Genomic DNA, 19,243 nt, shown 5'->3' with positions numbered 1-19,243 from the left:
GCCGACCCAAACGGAGCAAGACCTAAGCGGCAGGTGACATCGAAAATTCTATTCATGCAGGAGGTCTATTGAATTGAAGCCTACGCGCTAAAGTACTTTGCCGCAGGGTGATAGGCAATGATTGCCGTTGTGGATTGTTCTGGGTAGAGTTGTTCGCTTTCATCCATGTGTAGATGGAGGCGATCGGCTCCCAGCAGATCTAACAACTTGTACTGATCCTGAATGTTGGGACAGGCGGGATAGCCAAAACTATAGCGAGAGCCTTGATAGCGTTGGGCCAGCATGTCGCGAATGTTGTTGGGGTCTTCTGATGCAAAGCCTAACTCTCGACGAATTCGGGCATGGAGCCATTCGGCTAGGGCTTCCGCCATTGAGACGGCCATCCCGTGGAAGTAGAGATAGTCGGTGTAGTTGTTGGCTTCAAACAGGGTTTTGGCAAATTCGGTCGCGACCTCGCCCATTGTTACCGCCTGCATCGGAAAGACATCGATTTGACCCGATTCTTTAGACGCAAAAAAGTCAGCAATGCAGAAACGACGCAGCGATCGTTGCCTCGGAAACTTAAACTCCGCTACAACATTCTTGGCTGTCTCCGAATCATATAGATAAAGCGAATTGCCTTCTGATTGACATGGGAAGTAGCCGTAAACGGCTTGAGGATGCAGTAAGTTTTCTTCGACAATGCGCCGCTTCCAGGTTTCTAGAATGGGATACACTTTGTCGGCTAAAAACTGGTCGTATTCCTCACGAGTTTGTTCGCGCGGTTTGCGAAATTGCCACTGTCCTGCAATCAGGGCTTGCAAATCTAAGTGCCAGAACAAATCTTGCCAGGGAATGTCAGACGGTTGCAGAATTTGGGTGCCCCAAAAGGGAGGCGTGGGGCGGGAGATGTGGGGATCGATCGACTGCGATCGAGTGGTGTCTTCTTCGGAGTGAGGCGTGAGGGGTGAGGGGTGAGGAGTGGGTTCTTCGGGTTCGGGTTCGACGACTGAGAAGAGGGAAGCGTCGCCGTTTAAGAAGCCTTTGAGATCGTCCCATTCGGCGTTCTCTTTGGCGGGCATTAGCTTATCCATGAAGTGTAGATCTGAGAAGGCATCCTTCCCATATACCACTTTGCCTTTGTATGTTTTTTGGCAATCGTCGTGGACAAACTTGGGTGTGAGCGCTGCGCCTCCTAGAATGACGGGAACAGTGATTCCTTTTTCGTTGAAGACGGCGAGATTTTCTTTCATGAAGGCGGTTGATTTGACGAGTAAGCCGCTCATCGCGATGCAATCCACTTTGTGTTCTAAATAGGCATCAATGATGTTATCCACGGGCTGTTTAATTCCCAGGTTGATCACTTTGTAGCCGTTGTTCGTCAGAATGATATCGACGAGATTCTTACCAATGTCGTGAACGTCTCCCTTCACCGTTGCGATTAGGAAAACACCCTTCGATCGCCCCGCTTCCTTCTTCTCCATCAATGGCTCTAAGAAAGCGACGGCAGACTTCATCGTCTCGGCAGATTGCAGCACAAAGGGCAGTTGCATTTGACCAGAGCCAAACAGTTCACCAACAATCTTCATGCCGTCCAGTAGGTAGACGTTGATGATTTCTAGCGGCGGATACTTTTCTAGAGCAACTTTGAGCGCGTCTTCGAGTCCGATGCGTTCGCCGTCGATGATGTGGCGCTTGAGTCGTTCTTCGATCGGCAGTTTGGCATCTTCACTGCGATCGCGTTTGGTGGTTGCGCCTTCAAATAGAGTGGTCAGCTCGGATAAGGGATCAAACACGCAGATATCGCCGTCGAATTGGCGCTGATCAAAAATCAGTTGACGACAAATTTCTTGATGTTTGGGATCGATCTTGGCCAGGGGCAAAATTTTGGCCGCACTGATGATGGCGCTATCCATTCCCACCTGCATCGCTTCGTGTAAGAACATCGAATTCAACACTTGACGGGCGGCGGCATTCAGACCAAATGAAATGTTGGAAACGCCTAATGTAATGTGACAGCCCGGAAGATGTTCGCGGATCATGCGAATGGAGTCGATCGTCGCCTTTCCATTCTCGCGATCTTCTTCAATCCCAGTTGAAATCGGCAACGCTAACGGATCAAAAAAGATCTCATGAGCAGGAATGCCAAATTCAACAGCCTGACGATAAGCACGTTGGGCGATCGCGAATTTCTTTTCGGCAGTTCGGGCCATGCCGTCTTCGTCGATCGTTCCCACGACAACGCCTGCGCCATATTCTCTTGCAAGTTCCAACACTTTCAGAAAACGGTCTTCGCCGTCTTCGTAGTTGGTGGAATTCAACAGGCACTTACCGCCCGCAACTTTTAGCCCGGCCTCCATTTTTTCCCATTCGGTGGAGTCGAGCATCAAGGGCAGCGTGACGTTTGTGACGAGACGAGACACCAGTTCGTGCATGTCTTTGACCCCATCGCGGCCGACATAATCCACGTTCACGTCGAGAATATGTGCGCCTTCTTTGACCTGCGATCGCGCCAGTGCTACCAATCCATCCCAGTCTTCCGCATTCAATAAATCGCGACACTTTTTAGAGCCGCTGGCATTCAATCGCTCGCCGATAATCAAGAATGAATTGTCTTGTTCATACGGTTGGGCGCTGTAAATTGATGCGGCCGACGGCACGTAGTTGTAAAGCGGACGGCTAATAATTTGTCCATCAGTACGAATCGGACGTTCTTTCGGCTTTAGCGTAGTCGAGAATTCTGCGAGTTGTTGAATATGATCTGGACGAGTGCCACAGCAACCCCCAATCACTTGCACACCCAGATCTTCAACAAAGTGCATTAATGACATCCGCAGTTCCATCGGTGTCAGCTTGTAGTGCGCGTGTCCTCCGACATTTTCGGGCAAGCCTGCGTTTGGAATGCAAGACACGACAAAGGGCGATTGCGCTGATAGATACTTGATGTGTTCTGCCATGCGATCGGGCCCCGTTGCACAATTCAAGCCGAGAATGTCGATCGGAAACGGCTCCAAAATCGCCAACACGGCACTAATATCAGAGCCGACCAGCATCGTACCCTGAATTTCCATCGTCACGGAAACCATCAGAGGACGGCGATCGCCCTTCTTTTTAAACACTTCTTCGATGCCATTTAATGCTGCTTTGATTTGCAGCACGTCTTGACAAGTCTCGACCAAAAACAGATCAACTCCTCCGTCATACAGGCCCTCAGCCTGTTCGGAGAAAGCCGCCTTGAGCGTGTCGTAAGTGATGTTTCCCAGTGTCGGCAGTTTGGTGCCAGGGCCGATCGAGCCTGCAACAAATCGCGGTTTCTCAGGAGTCGAAAACTCATCCGCCACTCGTCTCGCAAGTTCTGCGGCGGCTTTACTCAAGTCGTAGGCCTTGTCCGCCAAATCGTATTCAGCCAAGACAAACGAACTACTCCCAAACGTATCCGTCTCGATCACATCCGCTCCAGCCGCCAAAAAGTCTCGATGAACTTTGGCAACGGCTTCGGGTTTAGTGTAAACGAGATATTCATTACAGCCTTCATATTCGGCTCCGCCAAAGTCTTCTGCGGTGAGGTTTTGAACTTGTAAGTTCGTCCCCATTGCACCATCAAAAACGATGACGGGTCGATCGGGGCTGTGAAGACGAGCTAGAAAAGCACTGTTCATAGGGCAGCCATACAGAAAGGACGATTGAGAAATGTGCCACGGAGGTTTTTATTTCTTAACCTACTATTGTGATGAAGGTCTTCGATCGGGGAAAGTCGCCCCTGTGACAATTCATCATCGCAACACATTTCTCTCTTTCACTTTGGCATAACGAGAGAGAGTGAGGGCGGAGGGCGGAGGGCGGAGGAGTGTTTATTGTTGGGGGGGTCTGGTGGATTGTTGGAGTTTTTTGGCGGCGGCGATCGCTTCTTGCTGGTAATCGGTTAGACCCTGGCGTTGGTAGAGGTTGGCGGCGCGTTGGTAGTCGGCGATCGCTTCCTTGATTTGGTTGCTGGCGGCGTGGGCGTTGGCTCGATTGTAGTAAGCGTCTGCAAAATTTTTGTCGAGCTTGATCGCTTGCGTGTAGTCTTTGATGGCGGCAGAACGATCGCCGGATGCAGAATGCTCAATGCCTCGGTTGTAATAGAAGTTGGGATTTTTGGGCGATCGCGCAATCGCTTGCGTGTAGTTGGCAATGGCGGAGGAACGATCGCCGCGCACAGATGCGTCACGGGCTTGTTGAAACCAATCTTCGGCAACGGCTTTGCGCTGTTCGGAAACTTGATTTTCGACGGTGGGCGGCGTGGAAGCCAGGGGACGAAACAACACAATCATCAAGGCAACCGATAACCCCAAAACGCTCCCTGCTAAGAGTGGCGAAACTTTTGATTGAGGAAGATTCACAGAAGTCGAAAACTGTCTTAGAGAGGTTTTGACTCGATGCTGAAAGCCAGTTAGAGCCGTTTTTGCGGGAGCCGTTTTTGGAAGGCGACCATTTTGAGCGGGAAGGTCAACCGTTCGCTCCTGACTGGACAAAGGGGTCACTTTTGGAGTGGGTTCTCGATCGTCTTGAGGCGTGCGTTCGTTATTGTTCATGGGGCGTTTCCTGATTCTCCAGTGGGTAGGGTGGATCAAAAACAATCTGGTAGGTAAAAGTCGGACTCAGACGTTTCAGGACGCTCAGATGCGATTTGGCATGACTGCGGCGACGATACCGCGCAATAACTCCTCGCTGCATGTTGGGTAAAAAACAAATGATACACCAGGGATGTAGATGATTTCTGTACGCAGAAGTTTCCACCGTTTCGGACGGCGGTTCTCTTGGTATCATGAGGGTTATCTTCCTTCTTACGAGGAAAGAACAACGGTTAGCTTCGCAACAGCCGGAGGCAACGCCCTTCGAGCTTTCCAGGCACGGGCGATCGCTGTTTCAAGGACACTTTTATTAAATGACTAGATCTGGTCATTGTCAAGCATGGGTTTGGTGCGGCTGCGAATTCGAGAGTTCGCTAATAAGCGAGGCTGGACAATCAAAGAAGTTTCTGACCGTTCAGGCGTGGTTTATAGCACTCTCAGAACTTATGCTCGTTCTCCCGGAATGGCAATGGTTGATGCAACAGCGTTGATTAAATTGGCGAAGGTTTTTGAGGTGACGATCGAAGACTTGATCGAAGTCGTTGAAGAGTGACCAATGCTGAAATGTTTACACTTACAGACTTTCAAGGACGACAGATTCGCCTAACGGAGGAGCGACGGCAATACAGTCTGGAACATCCGGAGATGACGACGTTAGAAGATAGACTTGAATTGACTTTAATAGAGCCAGAAAAGGTCAGGCGTTCTCAAAGTGACCCAAGTGTAATCTTGTATTAGAGCGCACTTCAAAAGCTTAAATAGACGGAGCATGACCGCGAACTGAATCAAGATCAGAAAATCTCGTCTATCCCGAACGCAGCGAGGACATTTGCTTGGATCAATCAGAATCGACGCTTGAGTAAAGACGACGAGTTACGACCGGAAATGAGCGAGGCAATGACTTAGGAATCTATGATTCGACTCATGCTGCAACGGCTCGGTGAACGCAAGGAGCAAGCTTAATCATTAATTTAGAAATGCGCTTTTAAGACAAGAGGTTTGATTCAAAGTTCTCCACTAATCGGGAAAGCTGATTTTGCGAGAGGTGCGCTAAAGGTGCGATCGCGTAAATCAAAGTCCCCCAGAATAGGGGATTTAGGGGTGAAAAACTGAATAACCAAGCGAGAAAGCTCTTTGACTTTACGTTAAAACTGCTTTAAAAATCGCAAATTGCTGTCATAAAGTCGTCGAATATCATCGATTTGATGTTGCACCATCGCCAACCTTTCGACCCCAAACCCCGCCGCAAATCCCGTGTAGATTTCTGGGTCATAGCCCACCGATTTGAGAACATTTGGATCAACCATGCCGCAGCCCAAGATCTCCAACCAGCGACCTTTCCACTGCACATCAACCTCAGCAGACGGCTCAGTAAACGGGAAGAAACTGGGACGAAAACGAATCGGCAGATCACCAAAAAGTTCCTGCAAGAATACTTTAATCGTGCCTTTAAGATCCGTGAAAGTCAGCCCCTCATCGACCGCCAAAATTTCAATCTGATGAAAGACGGCCGAGTGAGTTGCATCCACCGTATCGCGACGATAAACCCGCCCAGGCACCGCAATTCTAATCGGCGGCTCATTCGACTCCATATAGCGGACTTGCACCGTCGAAGTGTGGGTTCTCAGCAGGTTGCCATCTGGCAGATAGAGCGTGTCCTGCATGTCTCGCGCGGGGTGATCCGGCAAGAAGTTAAGCGCCTCAAAGTTGTAGTAGTCCGTCTCCATTTCCGGCCCTTCCGCCACCGTGTAACCCAGACCCACGAAGATATCTAACACTAAATCCGTCGTACTGTTGAGTGGATGCACTCGACCCTGGGGACGAAACACTCCCGGCATCGTCACATCGATCGTTTCTGCCTCCAATTTTGCCTGAATGGCCGCCGCTTGCAGGTCAGTTCGCTTGCGATCGAGGTCTCCCTGAATCGCTTCTTTCACCTCATTGGCGCGGGCCCCAATCCGGGGACGTTCTGCCGGATCAAGCTTGCCCATTCCCCCCAATACTTGAGGAATCGGCCCCTTCTTGCCCAAATATTTGACACGAAGTTGCTCTAGTTGATCGAGCGTGTCAGTGGCTGCGATCGCCTGTTGCGCTTCTTGCCGGATGGCTTCGAGTTGAGATTCGAGTTCGATCGTCTGAGCAGTCATACTAAGAAAGGGCCGAATTGTTTTACTAGTTTACTGGATTCGATGAAATTACTGATCAGCAATGACGATGGGGTTTATGCGTTGGGGATTCGGACGCTGGCCAACACCTTAGCAAACGCGGGGCATCAAGTGACGGTGGTGTGTCCCGATCGAGAACGCTCTGCTACAGGACATGGGCTGACCTTACACGACCCGATTCGAGCAGAGGTGATGACTGAGATTTTTCATCCCGCCGTCAAAGCTTGGGCCTGTTCGGGAACGCCATCTGACTGCGTAAAACTGGCCCTTTGGGCGCTGCTTGAGAGTCCCCCTGACTTTGTACTGTCGGGCATCAATCATGGCTCAAATTTAGGAACCGATGTGCTGTATTCGGGCACCGTTTCGGCCGCGATGGAGGGCGTGATCGAAGGGATTCCCAGTGTGGCGTTTAGTTTGACTAGCTTTGCTGCTCAAAATTTTCAACCTGCGGCCGATTTTGCTTGCTTGCTAGTGCGTCAGTTTGAGAAAAATCCGCCGTCTGAGTTAACGCTACTCAATGTGAATGTGCCAGCCATTGAACAAGACAAGATTAAGGGAGCGATCGTCACTCGTCAAGGAGTCCGCCGCTACACCGATGTCTTTGAGAAGCGCACCGATCCCAGAGGCAAAAACTATTATTGGCTAGCGGGCGAACTGCTCGAAGATGTCGATGACCCCGATGTGCCAACGGATGTACCGACCGACGTACAGGCAATTCGCGACAACTATATTACAATCACGCCGCTGCACTACAATCTCACCTCTCCATCCGGGCTGAGAACTATGCAGAAATGGACGCAGGATTCCGGGATTTAACGTAAACCCAAAATCTTGTTCCTGAACATACCGGAAAAGCGACCAGTCCTACTTTGGAAAAGCTAGAGAATAATTCAGACGCAAACTTCAATAAGTTTTTCGCTGCGGACTACTTTTCTTTAGCCTTTTCCAAATAGCACCCTCATCATAATTGCTTGGAGGAGACTAATAAGGGATATGGGTGTTGAATACAAGGCTATTTACAGCCGCTCAAGCAAACGGTTATACGGCTAGCATTTCCGTCTAAGATTTAAGTAGCGAACGGATGGGCATTTTTGTCCTCTTAAGAGCGAGCCTGGAAGACTGGCTGAATTTACAAAAAGGTGATTTTGTTGGTGTAGTATTCGTCACAAATCAACAGAGCCGCTAGACTCATTAAGTAAACTTAGAAAAATGTAACGGTGGTGAATCGTGAGAACAGATCCCGTTCTACACTTTTTCTGCGGAAAGATGGCATCAGGAAAGACAACGTTATCAAAAAGGCTGGCATCCGACCATCGTGCCATTTTGATCAGTGAAGATCTCTGGTTGTCGAAGTTGTACCCAGAAGAGATTAGCACCTTTGATGATTATTTAAGATATTCGTCACGCTTAAAATCTGTAGCCTCACAGCACATACAAGACATTCTTAACCAGGGAATATCTGTTGTTCTAGATTTTCCAGGAAATGTTCCTTCTCAACGCCACTGGTTTCGCTCCATTTTTGAAGCAGCTAAAGTCAATCATGCACTTCATTACATTGTTGCGCCTGACTCCTTGTGCAAAGAGCAACTGCGGAAACGGAATGCTGAACAGCCCGAAGGTTCGATGATTATGTCTGAGGCAGAATTCGACTCCATCACCGCATATTTTCAACCCCCGATCGCAGACGAAGGCTTTAACATCATTAGATACGATTCCACTTCAATAGGGTTGTCAACCTAGCAAAAGCATCACAATGTGCATGTGAGAGGCAGTGTCCGCAGCACAACAAGGCTATTGCAACATAACTGAATCAGGGTGTGTGAATGCTCAATCACTGAAAATCGATCGCGCCTCCACCCAATCGATTTTCTGAGTGAACCGATGCAGTCCTAAAATGAGATTGCAGTTGTGATAGGGAAAGCCTGTGGCGTTTAAAGTTGGTCTACTCGGACTGGGAACGGTCGGAACGGGAACGGTAGAAATTCTGCGCGACCCGATTCAGCGACATCCCCTGCTTCAAGAACTCGTGATTCACAAAGTCGGAGTCCGATCGCTCGACAAACCCCGCTCAATTGATATCCCTGCTGACTTGTTGACGACTGATTTAGAGGCGATCGTTACCGATCCAGACATCGATATTGTGGTGGAAGTGATCGGCGGATTAGAGCCTGCTCGATCGTTGATACTGAAAGCGATCGCTCACAAAAAACATGTCGTCACGGCCAATAAAGCGGCGATCGCTCGATTTGGTGAAGAAATCTTCTCAGCGGCCGCCGAAGCAGGTGTGTACGTTCTGTTAGAAGCGGCCGTAGGCGGCGGTATTCCCGTGATCGAGCCGATCAAACAGTCTCTCTGCGCCAATCGCATCAGCACCGTTACAGGCATCGTCAACGGCACGACCAACTACATTCTGACGAGAATGCAAACCGAGGGCGGCGACTTTGCCGAGATCCTGGCAGATGCTCAACAACTGGGGTACGCCGAAGCCGATCCGACCGCTGATGTCGATGGATTGGATGCCGCCGATAAGATTGCGATTCTGGCTTCTCTCGCCTTTGGTGGACGAATCAAGCTTCCTGAAGTCCACTGTGAAGGCATTCGTCAAGTCAGCGCCACCGACATCGCCTATGCCGAAAAATTGGGATTTGTGATCAAGCTGCTGGCGATCGCCAAACGAGAACCCCACACCGATCCTGAACAATTGCAGCTTAGAGTCCATCCCGCCCTCGTTCCCAAATCTCATCCCCTCGCCAGCGTCAACGATGTCTACAACGCGATCTTGATCGAAGGCGACCCGATCGGACAGGTGATGTTTTTTGGTCGCGGAGCCGGGGCCGGGCCGACTGCCAGCGCTGTGGTTTCCGACATTCTCAACATTGCCGCCTTACTCAAAGTGGGACGCGGACAACTCCTTCAAGCTGACGGCACACCACTTCTCGATCCGCTTTTAGCTTGTTCTCACCAGCACTATTGCGCGATCGCCCCGATCGAAGACTTGGTAACCCGCTTTTACGCCCGATTTCTCACTCAAGACTATCCCGGTGTCATCGGCAAACTGGGTACCTGCTTTGGAGATCACCAAGTCAGCCTAGAATCAGTTGTCCAGACGGGCATTCGAGACGGCTCGGCTGAGATTGTCGTCGTCACCCACGATGTCCGCGAAGGCAATTTTCGCAAGGCACTAAACGAGATTCAGGCGTTGCCCACCATCGCTAGCGTCGCCAGCGTGCTACGAGTGCTATAGAACAAATCTGAAAAAATCTTCTCAATCAAACGATACATTTCAGCCTTTGACTTAAGGACTCAAAGAACCGTAACATGCTGAAAACGGAGTTTCATCAAACCCAAACGCTAACCCTGTAGCTGCGATCGTTCTCAACTCTGTGAACCCCTCCCTCATTGTCGCACAAAGCACAAATCATCGCTAAATGCAAACATGAGGAACAACATTACAAAATGTTGCGAAGTGATCAGGATGGTGATCTAAATACCGCAAAATAATCACGGAAGGTCGCTAAGTCTTACGACGCTCGTGTAACCAAAGTAACCGCAAGGCGAATCGGATTTACTCAGCAAACCTCAGTTCTCAAAGCAGACGATCGCAAATCGCAAACTTTCAGCCCTGAGCGCAGACTTAACAAACCACTTGGCGGAAATCCCGTTTAAACATACTCGGTTACACTACTTTTGGAGGAATCCATCAATGAGTATTGTCACGAAATCAATCGTGAATGCAGACGCTGAAGCTCGTTACCTCAGCCCTGGCGAACTAGATCGGATCAAAGGCTTCGTCACCACAGGCGAACGTCGTCTCCGCATCGCTCAAACCTTGACTGACTCTCGTGAGCGCATCGTCAAGCAAGCAGGCGACCAACTGTTTCAAAAGCGCCCCGATGTCGTCTCCCCCGGTGGCAACGCATACGGCGAAGAAATGACTGCTACCTGCCTGCGTGACCTCGACTACTACCTGCGTCTCGTTACCTACGGGATTGTTGCAGGCGATGTGACCCCGATCGAAGAAATCGGTATCGTCGGCGTTCGCGAAATGTACAACTCCTTGGGCACCCCCATCCCAGCGGTGGCAGAAGGCATTCGTGCAATGAAAAACGTGGCGGCTTCCTTGCTGTCTGGCGAAGATGCTTCTGAAGCTGGCTCCTACTTCGACTACGTGATCGGTGCAATGCAGTAATTGCTGCCCACCCCTTTAGGATTGATCAAGACCACGCGATTTACGGGAATAAATCATGCAAGACGCAATTACCTCTGTTATCAACACGTCTGACGTTCAAGGCAAGTACCTCGATACGTCTGCTCTCGAAAAGCTCAAAGGCTACTTCCAAACGGGTGAACTGCGCGTTCGTGCGGCAACCACCATCTCGGCTAACGCGGCTGCGATCGTCAAAGAAGCCGTTGCAAAATCCTTGTTGTACTCGGACATCACTCGTCCCGGTGGCAACATGTACACGACTCGTCGTTATGCGGCTTGCATTCGTGACCTCGACTACTACCTGCGCTACTCCACCTATGCAATGTTGGCTGGCGATCCTTCCATCCTCGACGAGCGCGTGCTTAACGGCTTGAAGGAAACCTACAACTCTTTGGGCGTACCTGTGGGTGCAACGGTGCAAGCGATCCAAGCGATGAAAGAAGTCACCGCTGGTTTGGTCGGTTCTGACGCTGGCAAAGAAATGGGCGTTTACTTCGACTATATCTGCTCTGGCTTGAGCTAAACGAAAGGATGAGGGATGAGGGATGAATTAGGTTCGTCGTTCATTGCTCATAGTTCACCATTCTAATGTGAGGTTTTGGAAGTCTGGGGTTTGGTGTTAGCTTGTCAAAGGCTAGTCTGAGAAATGGTTTTAGCGATCTAACATTGCCTCTCGACTTCCAACCTTCCAACCATCAATTTTGATATACCATCCAAAAGGTTTGCGGTGCTTTTGAGTCTGCGAATTCGCCTGAAAAGGTTTTGACTCGATCGTAACTTGCCAAGTTTTTGAGAAATATTCCACTTGTGTAACGGGTTTTGAATTGTGGTATGAGTTAGTTAATTCAAGACTCAACATTCAAAACCATCCTCAGCCTACTCAGGAGAAAATGAGACCCATGAGAATGTTTAAGGTTACTGCCTGCGTTCCTAGCCAGACTCGCATCCGCACCCAGCGCGAGCTGCAAAACACCTACTTTACAAAGTTGGTTCCTTACGACAACTGGTTTCGTGAGCAACAGCGGATTCAAAAGATGGGCGGCAAGATTGTCAAGGTTGAATTGGCAACAGGCAAGCCTGGACTAGATACCGGGTTGCTGTAGTAAGCTGAGTTTCTAAAAGTTTGTTAACTCTGAGCATTAGCTGTGGGGGTCGTGATGACCTCCTTTTTTATGCTTTTTTGTAGACAAGAACAGTTCGTCAAATGAAAAGTTCTAATTGTCTCTCTACAACTTGCTCTTCTACAACGTTGGTCTTTGTCAGCGTGTCATCTTGAATGTATTAGAAAATGCAGCTAGCAACATATTGCCCAAGCTTTACCGGGACTGCATTACCAATCATTTGCTCTAGACAGGTTTTTGTGCCAAGCCATTTGAAGCCTTCTGGAAAAGTCTGAATGTAGCTTCTTTCTAGTGTCGTCAAAGGACGAACTTCTTTGGGGTCGCAGAGATCGCCCTCGTGCTCGTTGTAGTTTTTTGGCACAGGGCGGTTGACTCCGCGAATCGTCGGACTCGGCTCATAGACGCTAAAAATCCCTCTTCGCGCATAGCTTCTAGGATGCCGATAATAAAACTTGATGTCTAAACGATCGCCCATATAATTATCAACCGTCATCGGATGAACTGACTGGTTTTTAATCAAGTGATGATCCAAAAATCCGTCTTCTGAGTGCAGATGCCCAACCAGAATAAATCTTTTTCTGATCTGAGGAACTCCGCAATAGCTGGCATCTAAAACCGTAGAACTCAGCCCATAGCCGATCGATTTAAGGATCAAAAGCGTTTCTTGCAATACACGACTGCTTTTAATCCGCTCTACATTTTCCATTAAAAACCAGTCAGGTCTGACTTTGGAAATGAGCTTTGCATATGAGATCGTCAGATTTGCTCGTCCAAGCGTTTCGTCTCTCTTTCCAGCGCTTGAAAAGTCTTGACAGGGCGGGCCACCAATGATGATGTCTGGCTGCCATTCCTTAAATCTCCCGACATCTTCAACATTTGACAAATCAGCTTGAAAGATCGGGTGATCAAAGTTGGCAGTATAGACTTCGCAAGATTCTTTCCAGTTGTCGAAAGCGGCCGCCACTTCAAAGCCAGCAGTTTGCACCCCTAATGAAAGACCACCACACCCAGCAAATAAGTCGATCGCTCTCATGGTCAGTCAAAAAGATCGGGTGAGTTGAAGATAATAGCATCAAGCTTTCTTTTGGGGCTTAGTCAGCTCAAAATCTAGATGCAAAGCCATCTTAATTGCGTTGGCTCTGCGAATCGTAATTCTATGTCAGTTTTGTTGATATCGTCAGTTTTGGGCGGTTTACCTGATTGATTAAATTTGCGTGAATTCGATGGAGTTTTCTCGCTTCGTTGTTCAGCGCTTCTGCCCCCCAACCCCCCACTTTTGGGTGACTTTGAGACAATATTTCTCGTTCAAAGTCCCCCATTTTTAGGGGATTTAGCGATTATCTTGAATGTCAAGCGGGAAGCGCAACTTTTTCAGGGCTGGCTTCTTCAGCAAGAGGCTGCCGAGCCTTGCCCTGTTTCACGACCCCTTGCGGGTAACTCGAAGAGATCGCATTAAGAATGGTCAGCAACTTGTGCATACAAGCGACTAAAGCCACTTTCTTTAACTTGCCACGATCGAGAAGGCGATTATAAAACGCTTTCAACACCGGATTGTAACGAACGGCAACCAAAGCTGACAGGTACAACCCCTGCCTGACGGGCGCACGACCGCCAAAGATCCGCCGCTTGCCCTTCATCTGACCACTGTCATAGTTCAGGGGGGCCACTCCGACTAAGGTGGCGATCTGCTTGTGCGTCAACTGTCCCAACTCTGGCAAACTTGCCAGTAACGTGGCACTCATCACCGACCCCACGCCGGAAACGCTCACCCACAGCTTTTGAGTTCGCTGCCAACGCTCACACTGGTTGATCTGCTCTGCGATCGTGCGGTCGAGTTCCTTGACCTGCTCTTGCAACCAGTCAATATGCTCGACGTAGACCCAAAAAGTCCGGGTTCTCACACGAGCGGCATGAAGGGAGATAAGTCTTACAAAAATGTTGGACTTGGCTGGAAATAGCTGGTTTTGCGCTACATTATTCTCTCAAAATTCGCTTTCGCTAAGGTCTCCAAATCGGAGTTAATTTCATCTCTAAACGGTAATCTCAAATTCATTTCCCCAAATAATGACCTGTGTGGTAACTATATAGAGGCTTCGCTAGACGCTCCTCAATTCCTTCCCCACTGTTGTAAATGACGAATCCTCCTGAGCAAGGTACGCCCCCCACCCCTCGTAGACGACGATCGCGCCTCGTCCGTATTGGCATCCCGTTGGGGATCGCTGCCGTTGCAGGAATTGGGGCAGGGGTTTGGTATGGCACCGTCTTTGTCAATCAGGAGTTAGCGCCCTTAGTCGCCGACAATCTAACTCAGTTGCTCAATCGTCCCGTTAAGCTAGGCAAAGTTGAACGGTTTTCGCTGACAGGGTTGCGGTTTGGTAAGAGCGAGATTCCGCCGACAGAGGATGATCCCGATCGCGCCACGGTCGAGTCAGTCGAGGTTGGATTCAATCCGATTCAGCTAGTTTTTAATCGCACCTTAAAGCTGGATGTGACGCTGATCAAACCGACGGCCTACATCGAGCAGGATAGAGACGGAGTGTGGGTTTCGACCGCCATCAAAGAACAGGAAGAAAAGGGATTTATTAGAACTCAGCTTGAAGTGTTGGAGCTACGAGAAGCCAATATTGAACTGTCTCCCTTTCCCAAACCCGGCCGCAAGCGGACTTCGGTGAATCTGACCGACGTAGCTGGAGAAGTCAAGCCCCTCGATCGCAATCGGCGTTTTGCCTATGAAGCCGAAGGAAAATCAACTCAGGGCGGCAGTTTTGACCTCAAAGGCGAGTCGCTCAATCAGCAGGGGCTAAACTCCAATATTGACATTCGCGGCCAGGATTTTTTGATCGCTGAAATCGATCGCCTCGTCAAACTCCCCGTTGATCTAACTCAGGGTCGCGTCAATGGTCAGGTGAATGTAAAACTGCGCCCCAAAGAACCCGCTTTAGTGAATGGGACGGCCGACTTTAAGAATGTGACGTTGAGCATTCCGCAGTTACCGCAAAAATTCACCAATGCGAATGGCAAACTGCAACTTAAAGAAACGCTAATTACTTTGGAGCAAGTCAGCGCTTCTCTCGGCAAAATTCCACTTTTGGCCAAGGGCACACTAGACACCAAGAAAGGATTTAATCTATCTGCTCAGGTCAAGGCCGTCACGCTGGATAACTTTTTTGAGACCTTTGCGATTCAGCTTCCGTTTGCTGCTGTGGGTGAAGTTGGAGCGGATGTAAAAGTGACGGGAGCGATCGCCAGTCCCGTTCTTACAGGCGTTGTCCGTAATACCAAAGTTGCTAGAGTCGATCGACTCAATCTTAGTCAGGCTAGCGCCAACTTTAGATTGGATGCGAGTACGTTCGATCTGGCTGTTTCTAATCTTCAAGCAACTCCCACGATCGGCGGACAAATCACCGGACAGGGCAACCTTTCTCTCGCCCCCCCAAGAACGATCGCGTTCAATCTAAATGCTCAAAACGTTCCGGGTGACACGGTAGCCAGACTTTACAACAACGGACAAGCGCCTCCGATTACGGTCGGTCGAGTCAATAGCCAGATTCAGCTTAGTGGAGCGGTCGATCGCGTTCAGACTGTGGCTCAATTTCAGGCACCCCAGGCAACCTATCCCACGACAGGAGAAGTGGCGATCGTCAGCGGCAACACCATTCTGCGAAACATTGTGGCCCAGGTTGGCGGCGGAACGGTCACCGCAAACGGCAGAACGATCGGCGAAAATTGGCAAGCGACAGTACGGGCGATCGGCGTTCAAGCAAGACAGTTCGTGCCTCAATTAACCGGGTTGGCCAGCGGCAATTTTAATTTGTCTGGGACAACCAAATCTTTTAATCTCGCAGACATTCGGGCAACGGGTAAGGCGCGGCTCACCGAAGGCACAGGCGCATTTGATGCCGACATTGCCTCCAGTTTGGGAAGATGGCAGGCGCGAGTCACCGGAGGCGGACTGCAACTAAGCCGCTTTTCACCTGACCTACGTGGATTGTTGAGTGGCGATTTGCGCGTCGCGGGATTGGTCAATTCTCTGAGTGCGGGGACGATTCGGGCGAATGGTCAGGTGCGACTGTCAGAAGGAATTTCGCTGATCGAGCAGCCGATCGTCGCTCAAGTGCAATGGGATGGACGCAAGCTGAATATTCCGCAGGCGACGGCTCCCGGATTTAGCGCCAATGGGTCAATTCTGGCTCGACTCGAAGGCGCAGGTTCCCCCGCGGTCACCGGGTTGGATCTGTTCGTCAAAACCACAAACTACGCCCTGGCTAACTTACCGATTCCTCGCCCTCCGGTCACCGATCTCACGGGTCAACTCGATCTCACCGGCCGCATCACCGGAACGCCTGACGCACCGAATGTGATTGGTGATGTCGCCGTCAAAGGGCTGTCTCTCAACGGCATCACCTTTGATTCGCCGCTCAATGGCAGCATTCGCCTCGTCCCGACTCAAGGATTTACGGTCAACGTGGCAGGCGGCAAAGATCAGATCTTCCTGGCGTTGAATCCTGACTATCGACCGATCGCCCTGAATGTCAAACGAGATCAAGCGATCATTGCAGGCAAAACAGAAGGCAACATTTTTCGAGTGGTGATCCAGCAGTTGCCGTTAGATGGCTTAATTATTCCTGGTGTGGATCTAGCGCGATTGGGCAGCTTTGGCGGACGGTTTCTCACAGGCAACTTGAATATTGATGTCAATCGGCTACAAGTTGCGGATGGGTCGCTCAACGTGGTCAGACCTGCCAGAGAAGTGCGGGGCATCGTGATCGAGCCAGAAACCATCCAGGCGAGGTTTGTCAACACGGGCAATGTGATTCGATTTACCGATACGTTTTTGCAAAAGGGCACCAGCCGCTATGCGCTGTCAGGCAGTGTAGACCTGCGATCGACTCCCAGATTTGAAGGCAAAGTTGCGATCGCTCAGGGCAAACTCGAAGATGTTCTCAGAACGCTGCGAATTTTTGAAATTCAAGATTTCTCCCAAATTTTGCAGGCGGCGGATGTTGGCAGAGCCGAAACTGTTGTCCCGACGACGGTAGGACTCCCGGATGCCAGCCTTTCTGATCAACTAAAGCGCTTTTCTGAAATCAATACGCTTCTGCGGCGAGTAGCCAACGATCGACGCAACCTCAACATTCCCGAATTGGCCGACGTGCGCGGCACCTTTAACGGCAACATCAGTGTCTCAGCAGGACTGGGATCGCCCCCCAAAGCCGAGTTTGATTTGACAGGGCAAAATATCGAATGGCGACCCTTTCCCTCGTTTGCCGAAGTCGATCAAGGGAAAATTACGCGAAACCCCAATCGGATCATTACGATCGACCAGGTGATCGCCAAAGGCAGTTTTGAAAATGGAGTCGTCAATCTGCTGCCGTTACGCCTGCAATCTGGAGACGCTCGCATCAACGTATCCGGAAATTTTGGCGGGGCAAGCCAATCGGGACAGGTGCAAGTCACCAATCTGCCCGTTGGACTGATCGAAACCTTTTACCCCCTGCCGATCGGCATCACAGGCAACCTCAACGCCACCGCCACTATCTCAGGCACCCAGGACAACCCGTTTGCGATCGGAGAAATCAGTCTCGCCGACAGCACCCTCAACGGCACGCCCGTCCAATCCGCCACTGGCAGCTTTAACTACACCAACGCTCGACTCAACTTTGGCACGACGGTGACGATCGCCCCTCCCGAACCGCTCCGCATCGCAGGCAGCATCCCAATCAAGTTGCCGTTTGCGTCCACTTTCCCCGACAGCAATCAGATCAGTCTGTCTGTAAATGTCAAAAACGAAGGATTGGCTTTATTAAATCTGCTGACTCAGCAAGTCGCCTGGGTAGACGGCAAAGGAGATGTGCAGCTACAGGTTGGGGGAACGCTGCTTCAGCCCGTCGTCACCGGAGTCGTCACGGTTCAAAACGCTCAACTTTTGGCCCAGGCGCTCCCCGAACCGATCACCGATCTGACAGGCACGATTACCTTTGAGCGCGATCGCATTCGAGTCGGCGCTGCTACCACGCCGCTAACGGGACAATTTAGCAAAGGTCGCCTCTCAGCCCAGGGCGTGATTCCCATTTTCTCAACCTTGAGTCAGAGTGATCCCGATGTCAATACGCCGATCGCCCTTGCTCTCAACGATATCAACCTTACCCTCAAAGGCTTGTATCAGGGGGGCGTGAGTGGTAATGTGGCACTCCGAGGAACGGCCTTCAGTCCAGAAGTTGGGGGTGAAATTCAACTAGCAGACGGACAGGTGCTACTTCCTGACACCTCAGCCGCTCCCGCCAGTCCAGGAGGAGGCACAACAGGACAGCCAGATCAGTTTGTTGAATTACAGAATTTACGGTTGGTGCTGGGCGATCGAGTCCGTGTCACCCGTGCCCCGATCATCAACTTTCTAGCGCGAGGCGAGTTACTCGTTAATGGCTCGTTAAATGATCTCAAACCCAATGGCACCATTCGTCTGACAGCGGGACAGGTCAACCTTTTTACAACCCAGTTTGTCTTGGCGCGAGGCGGGGCACAAAGTGCGACCTTTACCCCTGCTCAAGGGCTTGACCCCATCCTCAATATTCGTCTGATTGCCTCTGTTCCGGAGGTGACGCGCAGCCGCATTTCTGCCAATACGACCTCTTCGGAGATTGAGGATAATTCTTTGCTGGCGACCAGTTTAGGCTCGCTACAAACCATTCGCATTCAGGCAAGAGCGACGGGAGCCGCCAGCCAGCTATTTGAAAATCTAGAACTCACGAGTAGTCCCAGCCGGAGCCAAAACGAAATCATCGCCCTGATTGGAGGAGGCTTTGTAAATACGCTCGGACGAGGAGACAGCACGCTGGGAATCGCAAATCTGGCGGGTTCTGCGCTGTTGACCAATATTCAAGGACTGATTGGGAATGCCCTCGGATTTGGGGAGTTTCGCCTGTTTCCTACTGTCATCAATGATGAAAACAGGAGAAGCTCAACCCTGGGTCTAGGCGCAGAATTGAGTATCGATATCACCCGTGGTCTGTCTGCCTCGGCGCTCAAAGTCTTGACTTCGGATCAACCGACTCAGTTTGGGGTACGCTATCGCATCAATAATCGCCTGTTGCTGCGCGGCTCGACTGATTTTTCGGGGGACAATCGCGCCGTGGTGGAGTATGAAACGAGATTTTAGAG

At 50.4% G+C, this 19,243-nt stretch carries 14 protein-coding genes and 1 pseudogene; 9 read left to right on the top strand and 6 right to left on the bottom strand.

The features are described 5' to 3' along the window. Positions 1-80: 80 nt before the first annotated feature. From metH to ACJ2PR_RS20540, 3 genes are all read right to left on the bottom strand, one after another. Positions 81-3,638, bottom strand: a complete 3,558-nt coding sequence (gene metH, locus ACJ2PR_RS20550; protein ID WP_446878358.1) for a methionine synthase — start codon at positions 3,636-3,638, stop codon at positions 81-83. A 192-nt stretch (positions 3,639-3,830) separates the two neighbouring features. Next, on the bottom strand, positions 3,831-4,553 hold the full coding sequence (locus tag ACJ2PR_RS20545; RefSeq protein ID WP_446878357.1) for a tetratricopeptide repeat protein: 723 nt from the start codon (positions 4,551-4,553) through the stop codon (positions 3,831-3,833). Continuing rightward, positions 4,543-4,788, bottom strand: coding sequence for a hypothetical protein (locus tag ACJ2PR_RS20540; RefSeq protein WP_446878356.1), 246 nt, complete (start codon positions 4,786-4,788; stop codon positions 4,543-4,545). The genes ACJ2PR_RS20545 and ACJ2PR_RS20540 overlap by 11 nt, the downstream gene beginning before the upstream one ends. Before the next feature lie 144 nt (positions 4,789-4,932). Here ACJ2PR_RS20540 and ACJ2PR_RS20535 point away from each other — a divergent pair, with 144 nt between their 5' ends. Then, complete coding sequence (locus ACJ2PR_RS20535) at positions 4,933-5,145, top strand: helix-turn-helix domain-containing protein (RefSeq protein ID WP_446856590.1); 213 nt, start codon at positions 4,933-4,935, stop codon at positions 5,143-5,145. A gap of 11 nt (positions 5,146-5,156) precedes the next feature. Next, entirely contained in the window at positions 5,157-5,330 is a 174-nt protein-coding gene (locus ACJ2PR_RS20530; protein ID WP_446878355.1) for a hypothetical protein, read from the top strand. A gap of 407 nt (positions 5,331-5,737) precedes the next feature. Here the strand turns inward: ACJ2PR_RS20530 and pheS are convergent, their stop codons facing one another. Further along, on the bottom strand, positions 5,738-6,739 hold the full coding sequence (gene pheS, locus ACJ2PR_RS20525) for a phenylalanine--tRNA ligase subunit alpha (protein WP_446878354.1): 1,002 nt from the start codon (positions 6,737-6,739) through the stop codon (positions 5,738-5,740). A gap of 42 nt (positions 6,740-6,781) precedes the next feature. Here pheS and surE point away from each other — a divergent pair, with 42 nt between their 5' ends. From surE to ACJ2PR_RS20495, 6 genes are all read left to right on the top strand, one after another. Next, positions 6,782-7,573 (top strand): 5'/3'-nucleotidase SurE, encoded by a 792-nt coding sequence (gene surE, locus ACJ2PR_RS20520; RefSeq protein ID WP_446866017.1) that lies wholly within the window; start codon positions 6,782-6,784, stop codon positions 7,571-7,573. Between the two features lie 411 nt (positions 7,574-7,984). After that, the gene (locus ACJ2PR_RS20515; RefSeq protein WP_446878353.1) at positions 7,985-8,497 is read left to right on the top strand and encodes an AAA family ATPase; all 513 of its coding nucleotides are present in this window, start codon (positions 7,985-7,987) and stop codon (positions 8,495-8,497) included. Between the two features lie 184 nt (positions 8,498-8,681). Continuing rightward, positions 8,682-10,001: a homoserine dehydrogenase gene (locus ACJ2PR_RS20510; protein WP_446878352.1), complete on the top strand. Its 1,320-nt coding sequence runs from the start codon at positions 8,682-8,684 to the stop codon at positions 9,999-10,001. A 459-nt stretch (positions 10,002-10,460) separates the two neighbouring features. Continuing rightward, a complete protein-coding gene (apcA, locus tag ACJ2PR_RS20505; RefSeq protein WP_446856582.1) occupies positions 10,461-10,946 on the top strand; it encodes an allophycocyanin subunit alpha in 486 nt (161 codons plus the stop codon). Between the two features lie 55 nt (positions 10,947-11,001). Continuing rightward, complete coding sequence (apcB, locus tag ACJ2PR_RS20500) at positions 11,002-11,487, top strand: allophycocyanin subunit beta (protein ID WP_446856581.1); 486 nt, start codon at positions 11,002-11,004, stop codon at positions 11,485-11,487. A gap of 376 nt (positions 11,488-11,863) precedes the next feature. Continuing rightward, positions 11,864-12,067 carry a phycobilisome linker polypeptide gene (locus ACJ2PR_RS20495; RefSeq protein WP_446856580.1) on the top strand — a complete coding sequence of 68 codons (204 nt, stop codon included), beginning with the start codon at positions 11,864-11,866 and terminating at the stop codon, positions 12,065-12,067. Between the two features lie 178 nt (positions 12,068-12,245). Here the strand turns inward: ACJ2PR_RS20495 and ACJ2PR_RS20490 are convergent, their stop codons facing one another. Beyond that, complete coding sequence (locus ACJ2PR_RS20490; RefSeq protein ID WP_446878351.1) at positions 12,246-13,118, bottom strand: DNA cytosine methyltransferase; 873 nt, start codon at positions 13,116-13,118, stop codon at positions 12,246-12,248. Positions 13,119-13,530: 412 nt separating this feature from the next. Next, positions 13,531-13,851 (bottom strand): annotated as a pseudogene (locus ACJ2PR_RS20485) (transposase); the annotation flags it as partial. Positions 13,852-14,216: 365 nt separating this feature from the next. Between ACJ2PR_RS20485 and ACJ2PR_RS20480 the strand changes: the two are divergent. Then, positions 14,217-19,241, top strand: a complete 5,025-nt coding sequence (locus tag ACJ2PR_RS20480) for a translocation/assembly module TamB domain-containing protein (RefSeq protein WP_446878350.1) — start codon at positions 14,217-14,219, stop codon at positions 19,239-19,241. The last annotated feature ends 2 nt before the right edge of the window (positions 19,242-19,243 follow it).

This window comes from Phormidesmis sp. 146-33, assembly GCF_052939515.1.
Note: the sequence above shows the minus strand (reverse complement) of the source record. Positions and strands in the feature narration are given on the sequence as shown.